The organism is Amycolatopsis regifaucium (assembly GCF_001613935.1).
GTDB lineage: Bacteria > Actinomycetota > Actinomycetes > Mycobacteriales > Pseudonocardiaceae > Amycolatopsis > Amycolatopsis regifaucium.
In genome coordinates this window covers 460036-482495 of the sequence record NZ_LQCI01000003.1, presented here as the reverse complement: position 1 = coordinate 482495, position 22460 = coordinate 460036, and the positions used below count along the sequence as shown (strand labels likewise).

Sequence of the window (22460 nt, the reverse complement as noted above, 5' to 3'; positions counted from 1 at the left end):
TCACGTGAAGCCGGTTCAGGCGCGAACGGAGGTTTCGAGGATGCCTCCCAGAGCGGCGCGGGCTCGGGTGAGGTCGGCGATCCGGGAATCCAGCTCGGCGTACTGGGTTCTGAGGTGGTCGAGAACGCAGGCCTGGAGTTCGGTGCCGTCACCGACGAAACAGGGCATGAGTTCGTGGATGACCTTGGTGGGGAGTCCGGCGGCGAGCAGGGTGCGGATGCGGGCGACGGTGGCGGGGGCCGCGGCGTCGTAAAGGCGGTGCCCGCCTTCGCTGCGACGGGAGGTGAGCAGCCCCTGAGCCTCGTAGTAGCGGAGAAGACGTACGGCCACGCCTGTTTCGCGGGACAACTCCCCGATCTTCATATGACCCACCTCACAGGACCGCGCCTTGAATCTCACACTGGTGTCAGCTCCTAACGTCGATCGCATGACGACTATTTCGACCGCGCCGGTTTCCCTCTACGGCTTCCTGACCCCCAAGCCCGGACACGCCGACGAACTCAGGAAGCTCCTGATGGACCTCGTCGAACCGTCGCGAGGGCACGAAGGCAGCCTTCAGTACCACCTCCACGAACAGGAAGACGGCCGGTTCTTTCTTTACGAGGTTTGGCGTTCGCAGGAGGACCTCGACCGGCACAACGCGACTCCGCTGCTGCGCGCCTTCATGGCCGAACTGCCCGAGCACATCGACGGAGCACCCGAGGCCTATTTCGGCACGATGAAAAGTCCCTATCCGGCGTGATCGACGGGACCGTGGCGCGGTCAGCGACGGCCACCGAAGACCGCGTAGGTCCCGAATCCGGCGACGGCGAGCACCACCGCGGTCCACGTGGCCGCGGCCACGTCGGCGGGTTGCAGGAGCCAGGTCGCCACCAGCGTCCCGGTGTCGGTCCCCGGCGGGGTGAAGAACGCGACCGCGAACGCGAGCAGCGGCAACGTCCACCCGTAGGCCCCGCCGAACAGCATCGCGGCGATCCCGACGAGGCCGAGCAACCCGCCCGCGTTCCGCGCGATGATCTCCACCGGCACCCGCTCCGTCTCCCACAGCCGCGGCAGGAGCGCGGCGCCGAAGGCGAGGCCGCCGATCAGCAGGAGATGCAGTCCTCGCCGCGGCCGCCAGCGGATCGCGGCGGTCCGGTCGAGGTCGGCGTCCTGTCCGCTCAGGCCGATGGCGGGTACCGCGACCGCCACCGTGAGCGCCAGCGAAACCGGGGTCAGGGACCAGGAATCCCTCGCCAGTGACCACAGCACCGCCATGCTCACCACCAGTGCCGCGAGGGAGGCGGGCACGGCGCGCGAACGGGCGTACAGCACCGCCCACCTCATCAAGCGCCGCCGAGGAGGATGTCGAGCTGCTTGCCCTGGCAGGTCAGCCCCGCCTGTCGCTGCGCGATGATCCGGGCGCGCTGGACGTCGGGTGGCAGGGCACGGAAGGCCTCCCACTTCCCGGCGACCTCTCCCTCGGACTGCTCGCTCAACCAGGCACTTTCCCCGTTGACCAGTTTCCACTCACCGAGCAACCAGCTCGCCGCGATCGTCCGTGCGACGATTTCGTCCAAAAAGGACTTGTCGTAACCGCGAGAGGAATAGCAGGAGGGGGTCCCGGCTCCGCCGACCAGCACGCGTGTCACGTCTCTCGGCTCGATGGCCACGCGCAGCGGCCAATCCATCAGGTCGGCGTAGATCGTGTCGGCGGCACGCGGCGGAACCTCGTCGGGCTCCAGCCGCCGGTCCAGCTGAACGATCTTGACCGGCGCGTCCGGCAGTGTGCTCAGTAGCCGCAACGCTTCCTTGCCGGGGCCCGCGATACGGGCGAGTTCGGCCTCGTGCATGCGGGTGACGCAGACCGGGCCATCGCAGACCTTCGCCGTCGCCAGGGGATCGACGACTTTGGCTTCGGCCGTGGTCCCCGGCAGAACGGGAATCGCAATCGCGGCCGCCACCAGCGCGGGCACGACGGCGAGCGCCTTCGTTCGTTTCGAGCGCGTCGCCAGGAACAGGAAGCCGGTCACCGCCAGTCCGGTGAGCCAGACCGCCTGTCCGAGATTCATCCGGCCCGAGGTGGTCAGAAACGGATCCTTGAAGACGTCCATCGCGGGAGAAAGCAGCACGAGCCGGAGCGGCAGGGCCCCTTCGAACGCACTGCCCGCCGACGGGACGACCTGGAACACGATCACGACCACCAAAGCGGCGACGGCCACCGCGGGCGCGGTCAGCGGATGCGGCAGCAACCGGCCGATTCCCAGTCCGATCCAGGCGCCGGCGAGCATCGCGAGTACCCCGACCCCCACGATCGGCAGCCAGCCGAAGGTGAAGAACGCGCCACTGAAGAGCACTTGTACGGCGCCGACGGCGAAGATCAGCAGATAGCCCAGCACCAGCAGCCCACCCAAGGCGGCGGCGAGTTTCGCCGCCCGGTGCCATCCTGGACGCGGCGTCGTGGTCAGGAGTTCGACCATGCCGGACCGGCTGTCGCGCATCCCCTGGATGACGCCGGCGCCGATCGCGATCGGCCACAGGAACACCAGCAGGAACCGGCTCCACTCCGCGGCCAGCGTCCAGTGCTCGTCCCAGGCGAGCGGTCCCTTCGACCACGGCCCGGAGAACGAAACCAGGAAGCCGAACGCGACCACGAGGATCGCGAGCGTCGCCCAAGGGGCGATGGAACGGCGGAGTTCGGTCCGCAACACACGCGTGTTCACCAGTTCCCCTTCCCCGGCTCGTGCCCCAGCAACGCCGAATAGCCGCGCTCGATCGGGCTGTCGCCGACGTACTCCTCGCTCCCGGCCGCGGCCAGCTCGTCCGGAGTCCCCTGGAAAACGAGCTTCCCGTCTTCGAACAGGACGACGTCGGTGCAGGCTGTCGCGACGTCCTCGACGAGATGCGTCGAGACGACGACGCAGGCGTCGCGCCCCAGTTCCTGCATGAGCTCCCGGAACCGCACGCGCTGCGCCGGGTCGAGCCCGGCGGTCGGCTCGTCCAGCAGGAGGATATCCGGATCGTTCACGATCGCCTGCGCGATCCCGACCCGCCGTACCATCCCGCCCGACAACGTCTTCATCTTGTCGTCGGCGCGATCGGCGAGACCGACCCGTTCGATCGACCGCTGCACCGCGCCCGGGATGTCCTCTCGTGCCATCTCCTTGAGCCAAGCGATGTACTCGACGAACTCGCGGACGGTGAACCGCTTGTAGAAACCGAAATTCTGCGGCAGATAACCGATCCGGCGGCGCAGGCGGCGCTGATCGGTGAGTCCCCCGACAGAAGCACCGAGCAGCGCCAGCCCTCCCTCCGCCGGCCGGAGTACCGTCGCCAGCGCCCGGATCAGCGTGGTCTTCCCGGCCCCGTTCGGGCCGAGCAGACCGTGCACCCCCGTCCCCAGTTCCAGGTCGAGGCCGTTCACGGCGAACTTGCGCTTGCCGACCCGGACCTTCAGCCCCTCCGCCTTGATCTGCCACGCGTAGGTCGTCGGCGCGACCTCCGCGGCCCCGACAGCACGCATCATGTTCTCTCCTTCGTTCATCGTTCGGTTCCGGTGAGCACACCGAAGGCGTTCCGCCGGAACGCCACCACGGCCGCGGTCAGCGCGAAGACCGCGCCCCACGCCGGAAGAAGCCGGGGTTCGAGTGCGGCGACCTGCCCTTCCGAAACCACCGCGGGAGCCAGGATCACCGCCACCCAGATCCCGGCGAGGACGTACGCCGCCCGTGTCACCCCGATCAGCCCGCCGAGCGCGAGCGTCCCGGTGGTGAAGGCCAGGCTCGGCAGGAGGCCGAGCCCGAAGCCGGCACCGCTGAGCCAGCCCGTGAGGGCCTGGGTCGGCAGGACGACGGCGAGGACCGCCGTCGTGCGGCGCAGCACCAGGTAGAGGCCACCCCTCGGCGAGGAAGTGACGATTTCGTAGGCGGGATCGAGGCCCTTGGACCACGAAACCGCGACGCCGAGCACCGGCAACACCGGTGAAAAGAGCTGGACGAACGAGAAGTCCTCGTTCTTGGTGAAGCCGAGCCAGTCCAGCGCGAAGCCGATTCCCGGGATCAGCAGGATCATCAGCAGCCACGGCAGCATCACCGGCGTCACCCAGGTGTGCAGCCGCCCGGCCCACCGGCTTCGCATCGGCTGCGGCCCCGCTTCGGCCAGTTTCGGGCCGAGTCCGGCCCAGACGTCGTCCACCAGCGTCGACACCGCGGGCAGGCTGAGCGCGGCGAGCCGTCCCCGGCACTCCGCACACGACTCCAGATGGGCTTCGACCGCCCAGACGTCGTCGCCCGCCAGACCGGCGTCCCCGCGAACGTAACCGGTCAGGAGCTGTGGGGACACGTGTTCCTTGTTCACGACAGCGCCTCCCGCATCGCGATCCGAGCCCGCCTGGCGCGGGTTTTGACGGTTCCTTCCGGCAGCCCGAGCAGGACCGCGGTCTCGCGGACGGTCAGCCCGTCGAGCACCATGGCCTGCAGGACCTGACGTAGTTCGGGAGCGAGCCGGCGCAACGCGTCGCCGACGTGGTCGCCGACCGACCCGGCCAGCGCCTCGTCCTCGGCGGCCGGCGCGACGGTGGTTTCCGCGACCGGCAGCGGCTGCGTGTGCCGCGCCCGGCGGCGGAAAGCGTCGACGAGCCGCCGCGCGGCGATCGTCCACAACCAGCCGACGGCACTCCCGCCGACGGCCGAACCGGCGAACGCCCCGGCCGCCCGCCAAACGGCGAGATAGGTCTCCTGCATCACCTCGGCGACGATCTGCTCGTCGGCGCAGCGACGACGCAGGCGTACGGCCAGCCACGGTGACGTGCGGCGGTAAAGCTCCTCGAACGCCGCTCGGTCACCCTTCGCCGTGCGGCGGACGAGTTGCTCTTCGTCCGGTTCCGTTCCCTTCACAACCAGCAAGACGCCGGGATCATGGAAACGGTTCTCACTCGATTGTGTTCCGCATCACAGCGGCAAGCTCTGGGCCACTTCGTCGCCTACGGCTTGCTCGCGTGAAGTACATGATGGCCCCCTTCCTTGCGCCTGGCGCAAGGAAGGGGGCCATCATGTACTGGGGGAAGGTGGGAAGGTCGAGTTCCTCGGCGTAGGTATCTAAAACATCCTCGGCCAGAACTTGCGCCAGCCGTCGGCTTCGAGCGTCGTCGGTTCGAGACCGGCGTCGCGGGCGGCCTGCTCCGCGTCGCGGATGTCGCGCGCGAACCGTTTCGCGACGGCGCGAAGCTCACCTTCGGGGTCGACGCCCGCTCGGCGAGCGATCGCGGCCACCCGGAACAACTGGGCCGCGGCTTCGGAACCTTCGGGGAACAGGTCGAGCGGGATCCCGGCGCGGCCGCTGCGCTGGCCGAGCTTCCCGGCCAGCGCCACGGCGGGCTGACCGAGCGCGACGCCATCCACAATGGACTGCCTGCTCTTCTCCGCCTGTTTCAGTTCTTCCCATTTGAGGTTCTGGTGATCGACGCTCTCGACCCGTGGGGCGTCGGTGAATACGTGCGGGTGGCGTCCGACGAGTTTCGCGACCAGGTCGGCGGCGACCTCGTCGATCCCGAACGGATCTCCCGCGTCCTCGGCAGCGACACGCGCGTGGAACAGCACCTGCAGCAGGACGTCGCCGAGTTCCTCGCGCAGAGCGGCCCGATCGCCTTCTTCGATGGCGTCGAGCAGCTCATAGGTCTCCTCCACCAGGTACTGGCGCAGCGACTCGTGCGTCTGGACCGCGTCCCACGGGCAGCCACCCGGCGACCGAAGACGGTCCATCACCTCGGCGGCCTCGACCAGCGGCGGAACGGGCGCTTCGAGTACCCGCGCGCCCGACCTGATCAACGCCGCGGCCTTCGGTTCCCTTCGCGAACCGGCGATGAGCACGAGGTCGCGCACCTGCGCGTCACCGAGCGGAGGCACCCCGAAAACGGCGGGATCGACGTCGGATGCCGCATACACGGCTTCGCTGCTTCGCAGGATCGGGAGTGCCGCGGCGGGCAGAGTCGCCCCGCGGGCGATCACGACTACGGCAGCGCTCACCGCTGTTGCGGGGCGGCACCGTGCACAGGCAGCACGATGCCCTTCTTCGAAGCTTCGTTGGCCGCGAGGTTCATTTCCACAACATCCCACACGCCGTAACGCGGGTTCACCTTGAGGTCGACCTGGTCGAGGTACGGCTGGAGGAGCCGGACACCGACCTTGGCCAGCTGCTGAGCACTGGGCTGGGTGGCCTGATCCGAAGCGACGGGTTTGTCGGCGGTCCGCTCACGCATCACGACGACGACCCACAACGGCTGCTGAGGCGACGGCTGGAACGCGGCGACGGTGTTCGGCTGGATACCGAACAGGACGGTGGCCGCGGTCGCGGGCGACTGCATCGCCGGCAGCTTCTGGCCGGCACCGGCCTGCGTGTCGCTCGTCTGCTGGTCCTGCGCGATCAGCTCCGCGGCGGCGTTCGGCGAGGCGGCGAATCGCCGCGCCTTCTCGATCGCCTGCTCACGCAGCTTGTCCGCGTCGCCGCCGGTGGCGTCGGTCGAAGAGACCGAGCTGAAATCGAACGTGACGGAAAGCTTGTCCAGGTACTTCAGCCCGAGCTGGCTCTGCAACGCGGCGTCGATCAGGGCTTCGCGATGATCCCGCACGCGGGCGACGAGCTGCTCGACGCTGGTCTCGGGCGCGTCCTGCTGCTTGGCCTCCATCGGCGTCGCCAGTGGATCCTTCTGCAGCGCGGCCATGACGAGGGACTCGTCGACCCGGATGCCCTCACGCCGCGCCGCGCGCTCGGTCAGCTTGTGGAGGATCTCCTGCCGCACGATCTCCCGGCCGACCAGATCGAGCTTGTGCTCCTTGGCGAGCTGCTGCCCGTACGGATGTTCACGGACGGCCTTGTCGATCATCTGCTGCACGCGATCCACCGGGACGGACGCGCCGTCGATGATCACCGCCGCGCCGACCTGCCCCGGTCCGGCATTGCATCCGGCGAGGAGGAGAGAACCGGCAAGAACCCCGACCAGCGCGCGACGGCGCCCCATGATCCGCATCACAGCGCATACCCTCTCATACCGGCCTCGGTGAGAGAACCAGGTCGTGGCTCGGGATTTCGGTCGGTCACGCGACGGGCGCCGGTGACTTCATCAGATTCGTCAGCAGTTTCGCGCACCAGTCCAATAGCTCTTCGTCCCGCAGCGCCGGCGCGCCGATGCGGCCACCGGCCGCGCCCTCGGTCGGCTTCGGCACGGAAACCGTGTTCGTCACGGCCTTGAAGAGAGCCTTGGGGTACAAGCGCTTCAGCCGAACCAGCTGCGAATCCGCCAGCGGCAGCGGCGCGAACCGGATCGACGTGCCCTGTACGGCGACCTCGGTGACGCCCGCCGCCCGGCAGTGGTGCCGGAACGCGGCGACGGCGAGCAGCCGCCGCACCGGGGCGGGCGGCTGGCCGTAGCGGTCGATCAGTTCTTCGCGCACCGCGTCGAGCCCGGCCTGGTCGGGCGCGGCCGCGATCTTGCGGTACGCCTCCAGCCGCAGCCGCTCCCCCGGGACGTAGTCGTGCGGGATATGCGCGTCCACCGGGAGGTCGACCCGGACGTCGGCGAGCTCTTCCTCCTCCGGCGTGTCCGCGCCCGCGTGCCGCCGGAACGCGTCGACCGCTTCGCCGACGAGCCGCACGTACAGATCGAACCCGACGCCCGCGATATGCCCGGACTGCTCCGCGCCGAGGATGTTGCCCGCGCCGCGGATTTCGAGGTCCTTCATCGCGACGGCCATTCCCGCGCCGAGTTCGGTGTTCTGCGCGATGGTCGCCAGCCGGTCGTGCGCCGTCTCGGTGAGCGGTGCCTCCGGCGGATACAGGAAGTACGCGTACCCGCGCTCGCGTCCTCGCCCGACCCGGCCGCGCAGCTGGTGCAGCTGCGCGAGCCCCAGCAGGTCGCCGCGTTCCACCAGCAGCGTGTTGGCGTTCGAGATGTCCAGCCCGGTCTCGACGATCGTGGTGCAGACGAGCACGTCGTACTCGTTCTCCCAGAACCCCTCGATGATCTTCTCGAGTTTGTCCTCGTTCATCTGCCCGTGCGCGGTGACGACACGCGCCTCCGGCACCAGCTCGCGAAGGCGCTTCGCGGCCTTCTCGATCGAGGAAACCCTGTTGTGGACATAGAAGACCTGGCCGTCGCGCAGCAGTTCACGCCGGATCGCCGCACCGACCTGCTTGTCGTCGTACGCGCCGACGTAGGTCAGGATCGGGTGCCTGTCCTCGGGCGGGGTCAGGATCGTGGACATCTCACGAATTCCGGCGAGCGACATCTCCAGCGTCCGCGGGATCGGGGTCGCCGACATCGTCAGAACGTCGACGTGCGTCCGCAGCGCCTTGATGTGCTCCTTGTGCTCGACACCGAACCGCTGCTCCTCGTCGACGATCACCAGGCCGAGATCCTTGTACCGGATCCCGGTCTGCAGCAGGCGATGCGTGCCGATCACGATGTCGACGTCGCCGGAGGCCAGCTGCTCCAGGATCGCGTCCGACTCGGTCTTGTTGGTGAACCGCGAAAGGCCCCTGATCTTCACCGGGAACGAGCTCATCCGTTCGGTGAAGGTGTTGAGGTGCTGCTGCGCGAGCAGCGTCGTGGGCACGAGCACCGCGACCTGCTTGCCGTCCTGCACCGCCTTGAACGCCGCGCGCACCGCGATCTCGGTCTTGCCGTAGCCGACGTCGCCGCAGATGACCCGGTCCATCGGGACGCCGCGTTCCATATCCGCCTTGACCTCGTCGATCGCGGCGAGCTGATCGTTGGTCTCGGTGAACGGGAAGGCGTCCTCGAGTTCGTTCTGCCACGGGGTGTCCGGCCCGAACGCGTGCCCGGGCGCGGCCTGCCGCGCGGCGTAGAGCTGCACCAGTTCGGCGGCGATCTCCTTGACCGCCTTCTTCGCCTTGGCCTTGGTGTTCTTCCAGTCGGAGCCGCCGAGCTTGTTCAGCGTCGGCAGCTCGCCGCCGACGTAGCGGGAGACCTCGTCGAGCTGGTCGGTCGGCACGAACAGCCGGTCGCCGGGATGTCCGCGTTTGGAGGAGGCGTACTCCAGCAACAGGTATTCGCGGGTGGCTCCGGCGACGGTGCGCTGCACCATCTCGACGAACCGCCCGATGCCGTGCTGGTCGTGCACGACGTAGTCGCCCGCCTTGAGGGCGAGCGGGTCGACGGCGTTGCGGCGCCGCGACGGCATCTTGGTGCTGAAGTCCTTTGTGGACGTTCCGGCGCCGGAGCCCCGCCCGGTCAGATCCGACTCGGACAGCACGACCAGCGCGCGCTCCGGCGACACGAAGCCGTCCGACAGACCGCCACAGGTCACCGTCACGACACCGGCCGTGGGCGGGCCGGTGAGTCCTTCCGCCAGCGTCGCGGGCACGTCACCGGCCGACAGCTGCTCGACCGCGCGTGCCGCGGTGCCGTGCCCGGCGACGACGAGCACGGCCGTCCCGCCCGCGGCCGTATGCGCGCGCAGGTCGGTCGTCGCGCGCTCGACCTCGCCGCGGTAGTTCGGCGCGGCCTCGATCGAGACTCGGTAGACGTCGGGGTCGTCGCTGGCCAGCTGCGTCAGCGTCCACCAGGGCCGCTTCGTCTCCTGAGCGTGCTTCGCGACCTCCGCGAGGCCCCGGTACGCGGAGGCGCCGAGGTCGATCGGCGCCTGACCGCCCGCGGCGGCCGTGGTCCAGGACGCTTCGAGGAACTCCTGCCCGGTGCGGACCAGGTCGGCCGCGCGGGCGCGGATCTTTTCCGGATCGGCCAGCAGCACGTGCGTGCCCTGGGGCATCGCGTCGGTGAGCAGCTCCAGGTCGTCTTCGCACAGCACGGGGATGAGCGCTTCCATCCCCTCGACGGGGATCCCGCCGGACAGCTTGGTGAGCATCTCGGTGAGCTGGGCGTCCGCTTCGTAGGTCGTCGCCAGCTCGGCCGCCTTCGCCCGTACCGGCTCGGTGAGCAGCAGCTCACGGCACGGCGGCGCGCTGACGTGCCGGATCTCCCCCGGCAGCGACCGCTGGTCGGAGACCGCGAACGCGCGGATCTCGCTGACCTCGTCACCCCAGAACTCGACCCGCACCGGATGCTGCGCCGTCGGCCCGAACAGGTCGAGGATGCCGCCGCGCACGGCGAACTCGCCGCGCTTCTCGACCATGTCCACCCGCGTGTAGGCCAGTTCGACCAGCCGGTCCAGCAGGCCTTCAAAACTCTGCTCCTCGCCGACGACCAGGTCGATCGGCGCGAGTGAACCCAGCCCGGGCGCCATCGGCTGGATCAGGCTGCGCACGGTCGCGACGACGACGCGCAGGTCGTCGTCACCGGTCTTGAGCCGGTGCAGCACCTCCAGCCGCCGTCCGACGGTGTCCGCCCGCGGGGACAGCCGCTCGTGCGGCAGCGTCTCCCAGGACGGGAAGTCGGCGACGGCGCCTTCGCCGAGGAACGACGTCAGCGAAGCGGTCAGTTCGTCGGCCTCGCGGCCGGTGGCCGTCACCGCGAGCACGGGGCGGCCGGCGCCCTCGTCCGCGGCGAGGGCGGCCGCGACCAGCTGCCGGGTCGCGATCGCGCCCTGCAGTTCGAGCAAGGGGGCACCGGCCCGCTCGACGACCCCGCGCAGAGCCGGATCGGGAAGGATGGAATGAAGGAGTCCGGACAATGGAGCGTTTGTCACCGTCCCAGCCTACGTGGGGCCACCGACAGTCCGCCGCGCGATTACCTGGTCAGTGCCTCGGCCACTTTCGGAAGCTGCTCGTCGAATTCGGCTGGTTCCTGCGTGGCGATGCGGATCAGCACGTGTTCGGCGCCCACGTCCGTGTATTCGCGAAGCCTCGCGGCGACCTCGTCCCGGCTGCCCGCGATCTGCACCTGGATCTTCTCGACGAAGTCCAGCGGGACGCCGTAGTTCCGCTGCGCGTAGTCCTCCAGCCGCTCGCGTGCCCTGATCGGGTCATCCTCGATGAGGACCGTCGCGAACAACGCGGGTGTCACCGGCCGTACGGCTGCTTCGCGAATCTTCGCGAGCCCGTCGGAGTAGTCCGCGACGTCGGGCGGGTACGGCAGCCAACCGTCGTAGAGCCGCCCCGCGCGCTCCAGCGCACCCGGCGTGAACGCGGCCAGCCACACCGGCGGGCCACCGGGACGGTACGGCTCCGGGTACTCCGGAAGAGTGTCGTAACGCAGGACTTCGCCGTGGAACGGGCCGCTCTTCCCGCTCCAGACGTGCCGCCACAACGCGACGATGTCGTCGAGCCGGGCACGTCGGCGTTCCCAAGGCACCCGGGTGAACGCGAATTCGGGTTCGCTGCGGCCCGCGAACCCGGCGCCGACACCCAGCGTGATCCGGCCCTGGCTGAGCAGATCGAGGGAAAGGATCGCGTTCGCGGAAAGCAGCGGATCCCGTAGCGCCGGAAGCAGCGCGGCGGTACCGAGCGTGACACGTTCGGTTCTGGCGGCGAACGCGCCGAGCAACGTCAGGGGATCGATGGGCGCCTTCGCGAGGGTGTCGCCGACCCAGACCGAATCGAAACCGAGGCGTTCGGCTTCGACCGCGATGGCGACCATTTCCGGCGCGGTGCGCCCGGCGTCGAGGATGGACCGATAGGTGGGGACGACCAGACCGAATTTCATGCCGGAAGCATCGCCGCGGCCGGGAATCACCTCAATTCCTTCGAGGGAATGGCGGCGCCGCGCGCGACTCGGCCAAGATGACGACCATGGTTTCCGGATTCGGCCCGGCGCTCCGGGGCTGGCGTGAGCGTCGGCGGTTGTCCCAGCTGGAACTGGCGCTCCGGGCCGGTACCACCCAGCGGCACGTGAGTTTCCTGGAAGGCGGCCGGTCGATCCCCGGCCGCGGTCTGGTGCTGCGCGTCGCCGAATCGCTCGAACTCCCGCTCCGCGAACGCAACGGTCTGCTGCTCGCGGCCGGGTTCGCGCCCGGTTTCCCCGAAACCGAATTGGACGATCCGAGGCTGCGGCCGGTCCTCGACGGCATGCGGCGGCTGCTCGACGGGCACCGGCCGTATCCGGCCATCGTGGTCGACCGCTACGGCGTCCTCGTCGCCCGCAACGACGCGCTCGACCTGCTCTTCGAGGACGTGGCGCCGGAACTGCTGGAAGAACCGGTCAACACCTTGCGGCTCGCGCTGCATCCGAAGGGGATGGCGCCGCGGGTGCGCAACCTCGCGGACTGGGCCCGGCACATCCTGGAGCGGTTGACGCAGGAGATCGCGCACGCCCCCGACGAGCGGCTCACGGAACTGCTGGCCGAACTCGAAGGCTACGTTCCGGAGCCCGGGCCGCCAGGGCCGGATCACCTCGGGTTCGCCGTCCCGATGCGCCTGTCCACTTCGGCCGGGGAGCTGCGGCTGATCACGGCCATCACGACGTTCGCGACCGCCGCCGACGTCACGGTGTCGGAACTGAAACTGGAGACGTTCCTGCCCGCCGACGCCGAAACCGCCGAGATCCTGACCCGTTAGCCCAAGGCGGCGCCGGCGTGACCCAAGAGCAGCTCGGCACGAACCGCCGGTACGGCATCTCGGCCGCTCCCGGCCCTCAGGAAGGCGAGCTGGTCCTCGCCAACAGCGCGGTTTTCAGGAAGATCAGCGTGCCGCAAACGAGGTAGACGAGCACGGGCGGCGCCTCAAGAAGCGGCCGCAACAGGCTGTCCACTACGCCTCCCCGTCCTCTGCGGCAAGGCCGCGCGGTGCACGAAGGCGGGCGGCAGGTTCGGCCAGACCAGTGGGGTCCGGCCGGTCACCGCGAACCGGTCCCGCAGCGCCGCGGCGAACCGGCGGGCGGGCGAGGTCCACGCCGCGTGCGCGTAGGCGAACGTGGTGAACCGTCCGTGCGGGGCGAGGATTTCCGTGACCTGGTCGAGGATCCGCAGCTGCCGTTCGGCGGGCATGACCGTCCACGGCAGCCCGGACACCACGACGTCGGCGGCCTCGTCGACGTACGAACGCAGGTTCTCGGCGGAGCCCTCGACGACCTCGACGTCTCGATGCCGGGACCGCAGTTCCCGCGCCAGCCGCGGATTGATCTCGACCGCGATCAGCCGCGCGCCCGGGGGCAGTCGGCGGACGACGGCGTCGGTGAACACGCCCGTCCCGGGGCCCAGCTCGACGACGAGCCCGGCGCTTTCCAGTCCGAGGCCGGCGGTCATGGCCTCCGCGAGTTTCGGTGAACTGGCCGCGACCGCTCCGGTCAGGAGGGGATGGCGGAAGAATTCCCTGGTGATCGACATGTTCCCGACGCTAGGAACGATCGTCGTGGCCTCGCGTCGGCCACGTCGGCCGGGTCCGTACTCCCCGGGGAGGACCCCGGCGGTACTCCAGGACGACGCGCGTTCGTACCGGCCGGAGTTACGTTCGAACGGTGCAAAGGCTGTTCGACCGGTTCCGCGCCCACCCGTGGGTGACCGACCTTCCCCTGTACGCGTGGTTCGTGTTCCTCGCGCCGACCGGGTCGTCACCGGTGCCCAAGGCCGTCCTGCTGGTGCCGTATCTCTTCCTCGTCCCGTTGCTGTGGCGGCGGCGTCACCCCGAGATCGTCGCCGTGCTGATCGTCGCCGGGGTGACCGCGCAGTACGCCACGGAGCTCTGGGCCTACGACCGCGGCCGGGGCGAGCTGGCGATGGCCGTCGCGCTCTACACGCTGGTCCGGGCGGGAAACCGCCGGTTCGCCGCGCTGATCGCCGTCTGGATCGTCGCGCTGGACATCGCGTGGGGTCTCGCCTGGGGAGTGACCACCGACCAGGGAGCCGGTCTCGCGATCGTCGTGACGCTCCCGCTGCATGTCGCGGCGTGGGCGCTCGGTGAGTTCTTCCGCGCGCGGCAACGGCTTTCGGCGGAGGAGACGTCGAAGGCAGAGTTGGCCGCGTCCGAGCAGGAGGCCCGTGCCCGTGCCGCCGTCGCCGAGGAACGCACCCGCATCGCCCGCGAACTGCACGACGTCCTCGCGCACAGCGTGAGCGTCATCGTGGTCAACGCCGAGGGGGCGAAACTCATGCGCGACAAGGATCCCGACGTCGTCGACCGGACACTCGACACGATCGGCAAGGCGGGTCGCGACGCCCTCGCCGAGCTGCGCCGCCTGCTGGAAGTCCTCCATGCCGGCGAGGCCGCCCGGAGTCCGCAGCCGACCGTCGCGGAGCTGCGCGGCCTGGTCGCGCAGGTCAGCGCGAGCGGACGGGAGGTGGATCTGCAGGTCACCGGGGACGCCGAGGGGCTGCCGCCGAGCGCCGTGCTGCAGACGTACCGCATCGTCCAGGAGTCGCTGACCAACATGATTAAACACGCTCCCGGCGACGCGAGCGGGCAGGTCGAGATCGATTTCGGTCACGAAGGCCACCGCCGGAACGTCCGGATCGAGGTGACGAACACGGGCGGGACCGAACCCGTCGCGCCGCGGCTCCCGTCGTCCGGCCGGGGAATCGCCGGTATGACCCAGCGCGTCGAGCTGTTCCACGGCACCCTCGACACCGGACCGACACGCGACGGCGGCTACCGGGTCGCCGCGAGCCTGGTGGTGGAGGCGGGATGACCACGAAGGTACTGATCTGCGACGACCAGGAGCTTGTCCGGGTCGGGATGGGAATGATCGTCACGAGCCAGGACGACCTGACCGTCGCGGGCGAGGCCACCAACGGCGCCGAAGCGGTCGAAGCCGCTGAGAAGCTGCGCCCGGATCTGGTCCTGATGGACGTCCGGATGCCCGTGCTCGACGGCGTCGCGGCGACCGAGCGGATCTGCGAAGCGCTTCCGGACACCCGCGTCCTGATGATCACCACATTTGACCTCGACGAATACGCGTATGCCGCGTTGCGTGCCGGCGCCAGCGGCTTTCTCGTCAAAGACGCCCCCGCCGACGAGATCCTCGTCGCGATCCGAGGTGTCCTTCGCGGCGACTCGATGGTCTCCCCTTCGGTGACGAAACGGCTGCTCGACCGCTACCTGCACGACGAACGGGACTCCGGCGCGAGCGCGCGGCTCGAGACACTGACGGAACGCGAGAAGGACGTCCTCTCGCTCATCGCGCGCGGTCTGGCGAACGCCGAGATCGCCGCGAAGCTCTACATCGGGGAGACGACCGTGAAGACCCACGTCGGCCGGATCCTCGCGAAACTGTCGCTCCGCGACCGGGTCCACGCCGTGGTGTTCGCCTACGAAAGCGGTTTGGTCCGCGCCGGAGGGTGAAAGCGGTGGCATGCTGATGCCATGCGCTCAACGGCTGTCGTCGCGTTCACGTCCTTGTCCTTGCTGGTCACGGCCTGTTCGGGGGCGTCGAGCGAGACGGTGCAGAGCGCGCCGCCGGTCACCTCGAAACCCGCCGTGTCGAAACTGAAGGTCGAGCAGGTGACGGCAGGCCTCGAACACGGCTGGGACGTCGGTTTCCTACCCGACGGGAAGATCCTCGTCACCCAGCGCCCCGGAAAGCTGGCCCTGGTCGACGGAGGCACGAAACGCGACGTCACCGCCGACTTCTCCGACGTCCACGTGCGCGGCGAAGGCGGCCTGATGGGGATGGTGATCAGCAAGGACTTCGCGACGTCGCGTGAGTTCATCACCTGCCAGACCCACAAGGAGGGCGACAACGCCGTCGACATCCGGCTGGTCACCTGGCGGCTTTCCGAGGACGGCGCGAACGCCACGAAGGTCAAGGACCTGCTGACCGGCCTGCCGGTGAACCCCAGCGGCCGCCACTCGGGCTGCCGTCCCACGTTCGGCGCGGACGGAGCGCTGCTGGTCGGCACCGGCGACACCGCCCGCCCACAGCATCCGCAAGACCGCACCAGCCTCGGCGGCAAGGTGCTGCGGGTCGACGCGAAGACCGGCAACCCGTTGCCGGACAACCCGTTCATCACCTCGGCGAACCCGAACGAACAGCGTGTGTTCACCTACGGACACCGCAACGTCCAGGGCGTGACGGTGCGGCCCGGCTCCGGTCAGGTGTTCACGGCCGAGCACGGGCCGACCATCGACGACGAGGTCAACCTGGAACGGCCGGGCGGGAACTACGGTTGGGACCCGTCGAAGGGCGGCACCGAGACCAGCTACGACGAAAGCGTGCCGATGACCGACACGCGACGGTTCCCGGACGCTGTCCGTCCTTTGTGGACGACCGGGGAGATCACCGAGGCGATCTGTGGCGCCGAATTCCTCACCGGATCGCAGTGGGGCGCGCTCGAAGGCGCCCTCGCCGTCACCGCGCTCAAAGGCCAGAAGCTGCTGCTGTTCCGCCTCGACGACGCCGGCGCCGTCACCGAAGTGACGCTGCCGCCCGAGTTCGACGACAAGTTCGGCAGGCTGCGCGCTGTCCGCGGCGCGCCGGACGGCTCCCTCTACGTGACGACCTCGGAAGGCGAGGACGACAAACTGCTGCGTGTCACGCCGGGCGCCTAACGACCGAAGTAAGCACCGCCGTTGACGTGGACGACCTGGCCGGTGACGTGCCGCGCGGCCGGGCTCGCCAGGAACGTCACCACTTCGGCGACGTCGGCGGGCTCACCGGCGCGTTTGGTCAGCGTGTTGCCGATCAGCGTCGCGCGGCGTTCGTCGGAGAGGTTGCCGTGGAAGAACTCGGTGTCCCCGACCAGACCGGGCGCGACGATGTTCGCGGTGATCCCGCGCGGCCCGAATTCCCTTGCCACGTCGACGTTCCAGGCCTCCAACGCGGCCTTGGCGGCACCGTAGGAACCGGCTCCGGTGTGCGCGGCGATGGAACCGATGGTGACGATCCGCGCGTCGTCGGCGAGCCTGTCCCGCAGGGCACGCGTGACCAGGACGGCACTGAACACGTTCGCGTCCAGATTGGCCTGCCAGTTCGCGGCGAACGCTTTGAGGTCTTCGGCCGATCCGTTCTGGAAATCGGTGTTGCCGCCCGCGTTGTTGACCAGGACATCGACGTGTTCCGGCAGTTCCGTCAGCGCCCGCTCCACCGCGTCCGGATCGGCCGCGTCGAACGGGACCGGGTTCGCGCCGAGCAACGTGGCGGCCTCGGTGAGGACCTGCTCGCGGCGGCCGGCGATCGTGACCCGTTCGCCCTGCGCGGAGAACGCCGCCGCGACCGCGTACCCGATTCCCGTTCCACCGCCGGTGATCACGACTTCCCTGGGCTTCCCCATGACTCCAGCATAGGGACACTAGGCTCTCGCGCATGACGAAGATCGACCCGGTGACGACCGCGCTCGTGCTGATCGACCTCCAGACGCGGATCGTCGCACTCGAAACCGTGCCGATCGAAGGTGCCGAAGTCGTGTCGAACGCCGTCTTGCTGCGCGACGCCTTCAGCGCGGCAGGCGCACCGATCGTCCATGTGCGGGCGCATCGGCCGGACGTCGACGAACAGCCGCCCGGCAGTGAACTGGTCGCCGAACTGACTCCCCGCGACGGCGAACACCTGATCACGAAGCACACGATCGGCGCGTTCTACCGCACCGGACTCCACGAACTCCTGCGCGGACTCGGCGTGAAGACACTGGTGCTCGGCGGGATCGCCACGGAGTACGGCGTCGAATCGACTTTGCGCGCCGCGATCGACCACGGCTACGAGACCATCGCCGTTTCGGACGCGATGGCGGGTATCGCCGCGATCTCCCACGAATCGGCGCTCACGAAGGTGTTCCCGCGGCTGGGCGAAGTGCTCACGACCGCCGAGACCGCCGCGGCGCTGGGCTGAGCCATGATCGACAAGATCGCCTGGCTCCACCTGCGGGACGGCCGGATCCTGAGCACGCGCTCACGCGGCAAGTCCGTGTTCTACCTGCCCGGCGGCAAACGCGAACCCGGCGAAAACGACGCCGAGGCGCTGATCCGGGAGATCCGCGAGGAACTGACCGTCGAGATCGTCCCGGCGAGCGTCGAGCCCGCCGGGGTCTTCGAGGCACAGGCCGATGGGCACATGGCGGGCGTCGTGGTCCGGATGACGTGCTACACCGCCGATTTCACCGGGACACTCGCGGCCGACAGCGAAATCGACGAAGTCGCCTGGCTCGATTACGCCGACAGGGACCGGGTCTCCGCGGTGGACAAGATCATCTTCGACCACCTGCGGGAGACCGGCCTCCTGCGCTGACGAGCTACTGCTCGATCTTGTCCAGGCACAGCACCCGCTCCTGTGGCAACGCGCCACCGGCTCGTTGCCAAGAGAGCTTCGCATCGGTGGACGGAACCTGCGCGCAGGTGGTGTCCTCGAAAGCAACCGCGGGCTTCTTCTCGACGGCGAGCACTTTGTAACCAGCCGACCCACAGTCGACCGTCGCGAGCTTCTTCGCTTCATCGGCGTCGCCGGGAAGGCAGTCGCCGACGACCGGCGGTCGCTGACCAGGGTTCTTGAGATCTTCCAGGCACAGCAGCACGCCGTCAGTGGCCGCCTTCTTCCCCTGGAAGAGGTAGGCGTCGACATTGGCGTATTCGTCGCATTCCAATCCCCCCGAAATGCGAAGCGCGATTTCCGACTTGCCGTTCTGCTTCCCGACGACCTTGAAGTTCGCGTCCGGTGTGCCACATTCGGCGTTCTTGACACTGTCCGCGTTGTCGATGTCACCCTTGAGGCAGGAGCCGACTTCGGTGCTCGACGCCGTGAACGGATTCGCGAAGAAGAACGCGATCAAGGCGACGACACCGAAGATGCCCAGCCGGATGACCGGTTTGAGCCAGGTTCTCTTCTTCGGCACCAACTGTTCCACGGCGGGCGCGGGATGGTTTTCCACGGTGGTTCCCCCAGCTAGATGATCTCTATGGGGGTCCTAGCGCTCATCGCCGGGCAAACGTTACTGCCGCGCGACGCAGATCTCAGTACACCCGCAGCTTGGGCTTGTGCTCCAAATTGGACAGACCGTTCCAGGCGAGGTTCACCAGATGCGCGGCGACCTCGTCCCGCTTCGGTTTCCGCGCGTCGAGCCACCATTGCCCGGTCAGCGCGACCATCCCGACGAGCGCCTGCGCGTACAGCGCGGCCAGCTTCTCGTCATAACCCCGCGCGGCGAACTGCTGCGCGAGGATGTGCTCGACCTGACTGGCGATGTCGTTCAGCACCGTGGAGAACGTGCCCGTCGAACTCGCGACCGGTGAATCCCGCACCAGGATGCGGAAACCGTCGTGCGAATCCTCGACGTAGGAGAGCAACGCGATCGCCGCCTGCTCCAGCATCACCCTCGGGTGCCCGCCGTGGAGAGTGGAGACCATCCGGTCGAGCAGCAACTGCGTCTCGCGGTCGACGACGACGGCGTAGATGCCTTCCTTGCCACCGAAGTGTTCGTACACCACCGGTTTGGAGACGTTCGCGCGATGCGCGATCTCCTCGATGGAAGTGCCTTCGAAACCCTTCTCCGCGAAAAGGGCTCTGGCGACGTTGAGCAGCTGCTGCCTGCGCTCGGTCCCCGTCATGCGCACCCGGGCCACCGGGGCGACTGGACGCGCCCCGGTGACCGCTTCACGTTTGCTTCGCCGTCTCCCCGCCATTCGAGAAGACTAACGCGACCTCGCTATTTGCTTTCGGCGGCGATGCGCGCGAGGCGCTGCGGAGTCGGCCACCGCACGTCATGGGCCCAGCCGAACTTCTCGAAGATCCAAATGAGCCGCGCGGAAATGTCGATCTGACCGCGCTGCACGCCGTGCCGCGCCGAGGTCGGGTCGGCGTGGTGCAGGTTGTGCCACGACTCGCCGAAGGAGAAGATCGCCAGCGGCCAGAAGTTGGCCGACTTGTCACGGGCGGCGAACGGGCGCTCACCGATCATGTGGCAGACCGAGTTGACCGACCAGGTCACGTGGTGCAGCACGCAGACACGGACGAGCCCGGCCCAGAAGAACGCGGTCACCGCGCCCCAGAACGACCAGGTGATCAACCCGCCAAGGATGCCGGGCAGCACGAGGGTGAGCAGGCTCCACAGCCAGAACAGGTCGTCGACCTTCTTGATGGCCGGATCCTTCACCAGGTCCGGCGCGAAACGCTCCGCGTTGGTCTGGTCGCGGTCGAACAGCCAGCCCATGTGCGCGTGCCAGAAACCCTTGGCGATGGCGACCGGGGACGTCCCGAACAGCCACGGCGAATGCGGGTCGCCGTCACGGTCGGAGAAGGCGTGGTGGCGCCGGTGGTCGGCGACCCAGGTGATCACGGGGCCCTGGACGGCCATGCTGCCGGCGATCGCCATCGCGACGCGCAGCCACGGCTTGGCCTTGAACGAGCCGTGCGTGAAGTACCGGTGGTACGAGACGGTGATACCGAGTCCGCTGATCGCGTAGAAGACCACGAACAGGCCGACGTCGACCCACGTCAGTCCCCAGCCCCAGGCGAACGGGACAGCCGCGAGCAACGCGGCGAGCGGGAAGATGACCCCGAGGTAGACCGAGAGCTGCACGCCGCTCGATCGGTGTCCTTCCAGTACCGGCTTGGGGCCCTTCGCGGGCGTCTGGGAACGGTCGAGGGTAGCCGTCATGCAGTCACTTCTTTTCTCCGTGCAACCCTTGGGGGCGACCCTAAGGGTGTCCTTACCTACGATGCCGTAAGTTACGGTACAGGAGGTTTCGCCCGCTGGGGAGAGGCCGCGGCCGTGAGGTAACCCCCGGGCGCACGCGGGCGTCTCCGGCATGGCTATCCTGACCAGGATCGATCCGCCGTAGTGTAATCGGCAGCACTTCAGATTTTGGTTCTGACAGTTCAGGTTCGAATCCTGGCGGCGGAGCAGACGAACAGATGACCAGCGGCGTTTTCAACGGTGGGGGTGTGTGCGGCTGACCGAGGACGCGATCGACCCGACGACCAGTAGCAGGCGGCCGGCGCTTGCGGAGATGTCCGACGCCTGGCTGTACGGTCGCGCGCGCGAACTCGGTGCGGCCATCCAGCGCGTCGGCTTCGCCGAGCAGCTGGACATCGTGACCAGCCTCGACGAACTCCTCGACGAGACGCAGCGCCGCGGCGAACCGCTGCTGGTCGCGCAGCTGCTGCGCTACTCCGCGGTGGCCAGGCTGGTCACCCGCGGCCTCGCGGCCGAAGCCGAACCCAGGCTCGACGAGATGCTCGCGCACACCAGGCGGCACGGTCTCGCGCTGATGCGGGCCGACGCGCACGCCCTGCGCGGACGTCGGCTGGTGATCGCCAAACAGGAGGACGCCGCCCTCACCGAGATCGCCAGGGCGCTGGCCATCCTCGACGACTCCGCGGTCCCGGACCGTCAGGTCGGCAGGCGCAACTGGGACCGGATGCTGTCCTCGACACTGGTCGACTGCTGGCTCGTGCTGAACCAGCTGGGCGTCTACGAGGCGGCCGAGGAGGCCATCGCCCGTGCCGCGCAGGCGATCCGCGACAGCGCGAGCCCGCACGAGATCGCACTCCAGCTGATCAACCGGGTCAAGATGCTGCTGGGCTGGGGTCTGCGGCTCGAACGCATCGAACGCTACGACGAGGGAGCGGACAAGTTCCGCACCGCGGCCTCGATGGCGCAGGCCGCCGAGGGCCCGTTCACCGAGTCGTTGTTCCCGCGCAAGGCCGGGGTGCCCGCGATCGACCAGGTCGGCGTCCTCGCCGCGGCCGCCGCGCTGGCGTCGCCCGATTCGTCGCATATCGAACGGTTGAACTCCCTGCTGCATCCGGAGCTGGTGTTCCCGCACGAACGCGAGATCATCGCCATCGCGCTGGCCCGTTGCCTGGACAACACCGGCCGCCGCGAGGAAGCGCTGCAGGTCCTCAAGGAGGTCCGCGAAGACAACGAGGACGGCTCGCTGCCTTCGATGCGGCTGAATCTCGCCCGCGAGCTGGCCAGGCTCGACACCACCCCCGACTACGCGTCCGGGGCGAGCCAATCGCTGATCGACTACGCGACCATCCTGGAATCGGAGATGTGGTCGCTGCGGGAATCGCAGATCGCCACGCTGAACGCGCGCCGCGAGCACGAACGCCTGTCCGCCGAGCACGGCGCCATCACCCAGCAGGCTTTGCAGGATCCGCTCACCGGGCTGCCGAACCGGCGCGCGCTCGACGAAAAGCTGCGTTCGCTGGCGTCGTCCGCGGACGCCCAGCCGCTCGCGGTCGCGCTGGTCGACCTCGACGGGTTCAAGGACGTCAACGACAAGCAGTCGCACGCCGAGGGCGACAACGTGCTCCGTGTCATCGCGAGCACGCTGCGCGACGCCCTGCGCGGCGACGACGTCGTCGCCCGATACGGCGGCGACGAGTTCATCGTGCTTCTACCTGGGGCTCCGGCGTCGGCGGCGAAGCAGGCCCTTGGCCGCTCTGTGAATGCCGTCGCATCTCTGCCACACCACCTTTCGCACGGGGTCACCCTCTCCGTCGGCCTCGTCTCGCTCCGCCCGCAGGAACGGGCCGAACAGGTCCTCGCGCGTGCCGACGCGGCCATGTACCAGGCAAAACGCGGCGGTGGGAACCAGGTTTCGTCGGTGAACTCGATGGCCGTCGATCCGGTGACCGGATGGCCCGGCGAGGATGCTCCGACCGACCCCGCGTGGGACTCCGAGCACCCCACGTAGGATCAATG

At 68.8% G+C, this 22460-nt stretch carries 24 protein-coding genes and 1 tRNA gene; 10 read left to right on the top strand and 15 right to left on the bottom strand.

Features of this window, described 5'->3' with window-relative positions:
• Positions 1-15 precede the first annotated feature (15 nt).
• Positions 16-363, bottom strand: coding sequence for a MerR family transcriptional regulator (locus AVL48_RS06085; RefSeq protein WP_061986260.1), 348 nt, complete (start codon positions 361-363; stop codon positions 16-18).
• Positions 364-427: 64 nt separating this feature from the next.
• Between AVL48_RS06085 and AVL48_RS06080 the strand changes: the two genes are divergently transcribed.
• Positions 428-742 carry a putative quinol monooxygenase gene (locus AVL48_RS06080; protein WP_061986262.1) on the top strand — a complete coding sequence of 105 codons (315 nt, stop codon included), beginning with the start codon at positions 428-430 and terminating at the stop codon, positions 740-742.
• Positions 743-762: 20 nt separating this feature from the next.
• On the opposite strand, the gene AVL48_RS06075 is transcribed toward AVL48_RS06080, so the two are convergent.
• The 9 genes from AVL48_RS06075 to AVL48_RS06035 all read right to left on the bottom strand — a co-directional run bounded on the left by AVL48_RS06075 (position 763) and on the right by AVL48_RS06035 (position 11596).
• Positions 763-1314: a hypothetical protein gene (locus AVL48_RS06075; protein ID WP_082857568.1), complete on the bottom strand. Its 552-nt coding sequence runs from the start codon at positions 1312-1314 to the stop codon at positions 763-765.
• Positions 1315-1325: 11 nt separating this feature from the next.
• The gene (locus AVL48_RS06070) at positions 1326-2702 is read right to left on the bottom strand and encodes a hypothetical protein (RefSeq protein WP_061986266.1); all 1377 of its coding nucleotides are present in this window, start codon (positions 2700-2702) and stop codon (positions 1326-1328) included.
• The gene (locus AVL48_RS06065; protein WP_061986372.1) at positions 2699-3502 is read right to left on the bottom strand and encodes an ABC transporter ATP-binding protein; all 804 of its coding nucleotides are present in this window, start codon (positions 3500-3502) and stop codon (positions 2699-2701) included. The genes AVL48_RS06070 and AVL48_RS06065 overlap by 4 nt, the downstream gene beginning before the upstream one ends.
• A 17-nt stretch (positions 3503-3519) precedes the next feature.
• Positions 3520-4335: a zf-HC2 domain-containing protein gene (locus AVL48_RS06060; RefSeq protein WP_061986268.1), complete on the bottom strand. Its 816-nt coding sequence runs from the start codon at positions 4333-4335 to the stop codon at positions 3520-3522.
• Positions 4332-4874: an RNA polymerase sigma factor gene (locus AVL48_RS06055; RefSeq protein WP_061986270.1), complete on the bottom strand. Its 543-nt coding sequence runs from the start codon at positions 4872-4874 to the stop codon at positions 4332-4334. Before AVL48_RS06055 ends, AVL48_RS06060 begins: the two co-directional genes overlap by 4 nt.
• 201 nt (positions 4875-5075) lie before the next feature.
• On the bottom strand, positions 5076-6002 hold the full coding sequence (locus tag AVL48_RS06050; RefSeq protein WP_061986272.1) for a nucleoside triphosphate pyrophosphohydrolase: 927 nt from the start codon (positions 6000-6002) through the stop codon (positions 5076-5078).
• Positions 5999-7003 (bottom strand): hypothetical protein, encoded by a 1005-nt coding sequence (locus AVL48_RS06045; protein ID WP_061986274.1) that lies wholly within the window; start codon positions 7001-7003, stop codon positions 5999-6001. The genes AVL48_RS06050 and AVL48_RS06045 overlap by 4 nt, the downstream gene beginning before the upstream one ends.
• A gap of 67 nt (positions 7004-7070) precedes the next feature.
• The gene (gene mfd, locus AVL48_RS06040; RefSeq protein WP_061986276.1) at positions 7071-10625 is read right to left on the bottom strand and encodes a transcription-repair coupling factor; all 3555 of its coding nucleotides are present in this window, start codon (positions 10623-10625) and stop codon (positions 7071-7073) included.
• Between the two features lie 56 nt (positions 10626-10681).
• Positions 10682-11596 carry an LLM class flavin-dependent oxidoreductase gene (locus tag AVL48_RS06035; protein ID WP_061986278.1) on the bottom strand — a complete coding sequence of 305 codons (915 nt, stop codon included), beginning with the start codon at positions 11594-11596 and terminating at the stop codon, positions 10682-10684.
• Positions 11597-11682: 86 nt separating this feature from the next.
• Between AVL48_RS06035 and AVL48_RS06030 the strand changes: the two genes are divergently transcribed.
• The gene (locus tag AVL48_RS06030; RefSeq protein WP_061986374.1) at positions 11683-12447 is read left to right on the top strand and encodes a helix-turn-helix transcriptional regulator; all 765 of its coding nucleotides are present in this window, start codon (positions 11683-11685) and stop codon (positions 12445-12447) included.
• Positions 12448-12464: 17 nt separating this feature from the next.
• On the top strand, positions 12465-12593 hold the full coding sequence (locus tag AVL48_RS40495) for a hypothetical protein (protein WP_279626629.1): 129 nt from the start codon (positions 12465-12467) through the stop codon (positions 12591-12593).
• A gap of 18 nt (positions 12594-12611) precedes the next feature.
• Here AVL48_RS40495 and AVL48_RS06025 read toward each other — a convergent pair whose 3' ends face one another.
• Entirely contained in the window at positions 12612-13214 is a 603-nt protein-coding gene (locus tag AVL48_RS06025) for a class I SAM-dependent methyltransferase (protein ID WP_061986280.1), read from the bottom strand.
• A gap of 131 nt (positions 13215-13345) precedes the next feature.
• On the opposite strand from AVL48_RS06025, the gene AVL48_RS06020 reads away from it, so the two are divergent.
• From AVL48_RS06020 to AVL48_RS06010, 3 genes are read left to right on the top strand one after another with little or no spacing between them, the layout of a single operon-like run.
• Complete coding sequence (locus AVL48_RS06020; RefSeq protein ID WP_061986282.1) at positions 13346-14512, top strand: sensor histidine kinase; 1167 nt, start codon at positions 13346-13348, stop codon at positions 14510-14512.
• Positions 14509-15165: a response regulator gene (locus tag AVL48_RS06015; RefSeq protein WP_061986284.1), complete on the top strand. Its 657-nt coding sequence runs from the start codon at positions 14509-14511 to the stop codon at positions 15163-15165. The genes AVL48_RS06020 and AVL48_RS06015 overlap by 4 nt, the downstream gene beginning before the upstream one ends.
• Before the next feature lie 21 nt (positions 15166-15186).
• On the top strand, positions 15187-16371 hold the full coding sequence (locus AVL48_RS06010) for a PQQ-dependent sugar dehydrogenase (protein ID WP_061986286.1): 1185 nt from the start codon (positions 15187-15189) through the stop codon (positions 16369-16371).
• Here AVL48_RS06010 and AVL48_RS06005 read toward each other — a convergent pair.
• Entirely contained in the window at positions 16368-17093 is a 726-nt protein-coding gene (locus AVL48_RS06005; protein ID WP_061986288.1) for an SDR family NAD(P)-dependent oxidoreductase, read from the bottom strand. The two genes, AVL48_RS06010 and AVL48_RS06005, sit on opposite strands and share 4 nt — an antisense overlap.
• A gap of 32 nt (positions 17094-17125) precedes the next feature.
• Here AVL48_RS06005 and AVL48_RS06000 point away from each other — a divergent pair, with 32 nt between their 5' ends.
• Both AVL48_RS06000 and AVL48_RS05995 read left to right on the top strand, forming a co-directional pair.
• Positions 17126-17647, top strand: coding sequence for an isochorismatase family protein (locus AVL48_RS06000; protein ID WP_061986290.1), 522 nt, complete (start codon positions 17126-17128; stop codon positions 17645-17647).
• Positions 17648-17650: 3 nt separating this feature from the next.
• Complete coding sequence (locus AVL48_RS05995; protein WP_061986292.1) at positions 17651-18043, top strand: NUDIX hydrolase; 393 nt, start codon at positions 17651-17653, stop codon at positions 18041-18043.
• Positions 18044-18047: 4 nt separating this feature from the next.
• On the opposite strand, the gene AVL48_RS05990 is transcribed toward AVL48_RS05995, so the two are convergent.
• The 3 genes from AVL48_RS05990 to AVL48_RS05980 form a co-directional block, all read right to left on the bottom strand.
• Positions 18048-18680, bottom strand: a complete 633-nt coding sequence (locus AVL48_RS05990) for an LppU/SCO3897 family protein (RefSeq protein ID WP_061986293.1) — start codon at positions 18678-18680, stop codon at positions 18048-18050.
• An 82-nt stretch (positions 18681-18762) separates the two neighbouring features.
• A complete protein-coding gene (locus tag AVL48_RS05985) occupies positions 18763-19356 on the bottom strand; it encodes a TetR/AcrR family transcriptional regulator (RefSeq protein WP_061986295.1) in 594 nt (197 codons plus the stop codon).
• Between the two features lie 98 nt (positions 19357-19454).
• Positions 19455-20405 carry an acyl-CoA desaturase gene (locus AVL48_RS05980; RefSeq protein ID WP_061986297.1) on the bottom strand — a complete coding sequence of 317 codons (951 nt, stop codon included), beginning with the start codon at positions 20403-20405 and terminating at the stop codon, positions 19455-19457.
• A gap of 174 nt (positions 20406-20579) precedes the next feature.
• Between AVL48_RS05980 and AVL48_RS05975 the strand changes: the two genes are divergently transcribed.
• Positions 20580-20651: transfer RNA gene (locus AVL48_RS05975), tRNA-Gln, on the top strand.
• A gap of 43 nt (positions 20652-20694) precedes the next feature.
• Positions 20695-22452, top strand: a complete 1758-nt coding sequence (locus AVL48_RS05970; RefSeq protein ID WP_061986299.1) for a GGDEF domain-containing protein — start codon at positions 20695-20697, stop codon at positions 22450-22452.
• Positions 22453-22460 lie beyond the last annotated feature (8 nt).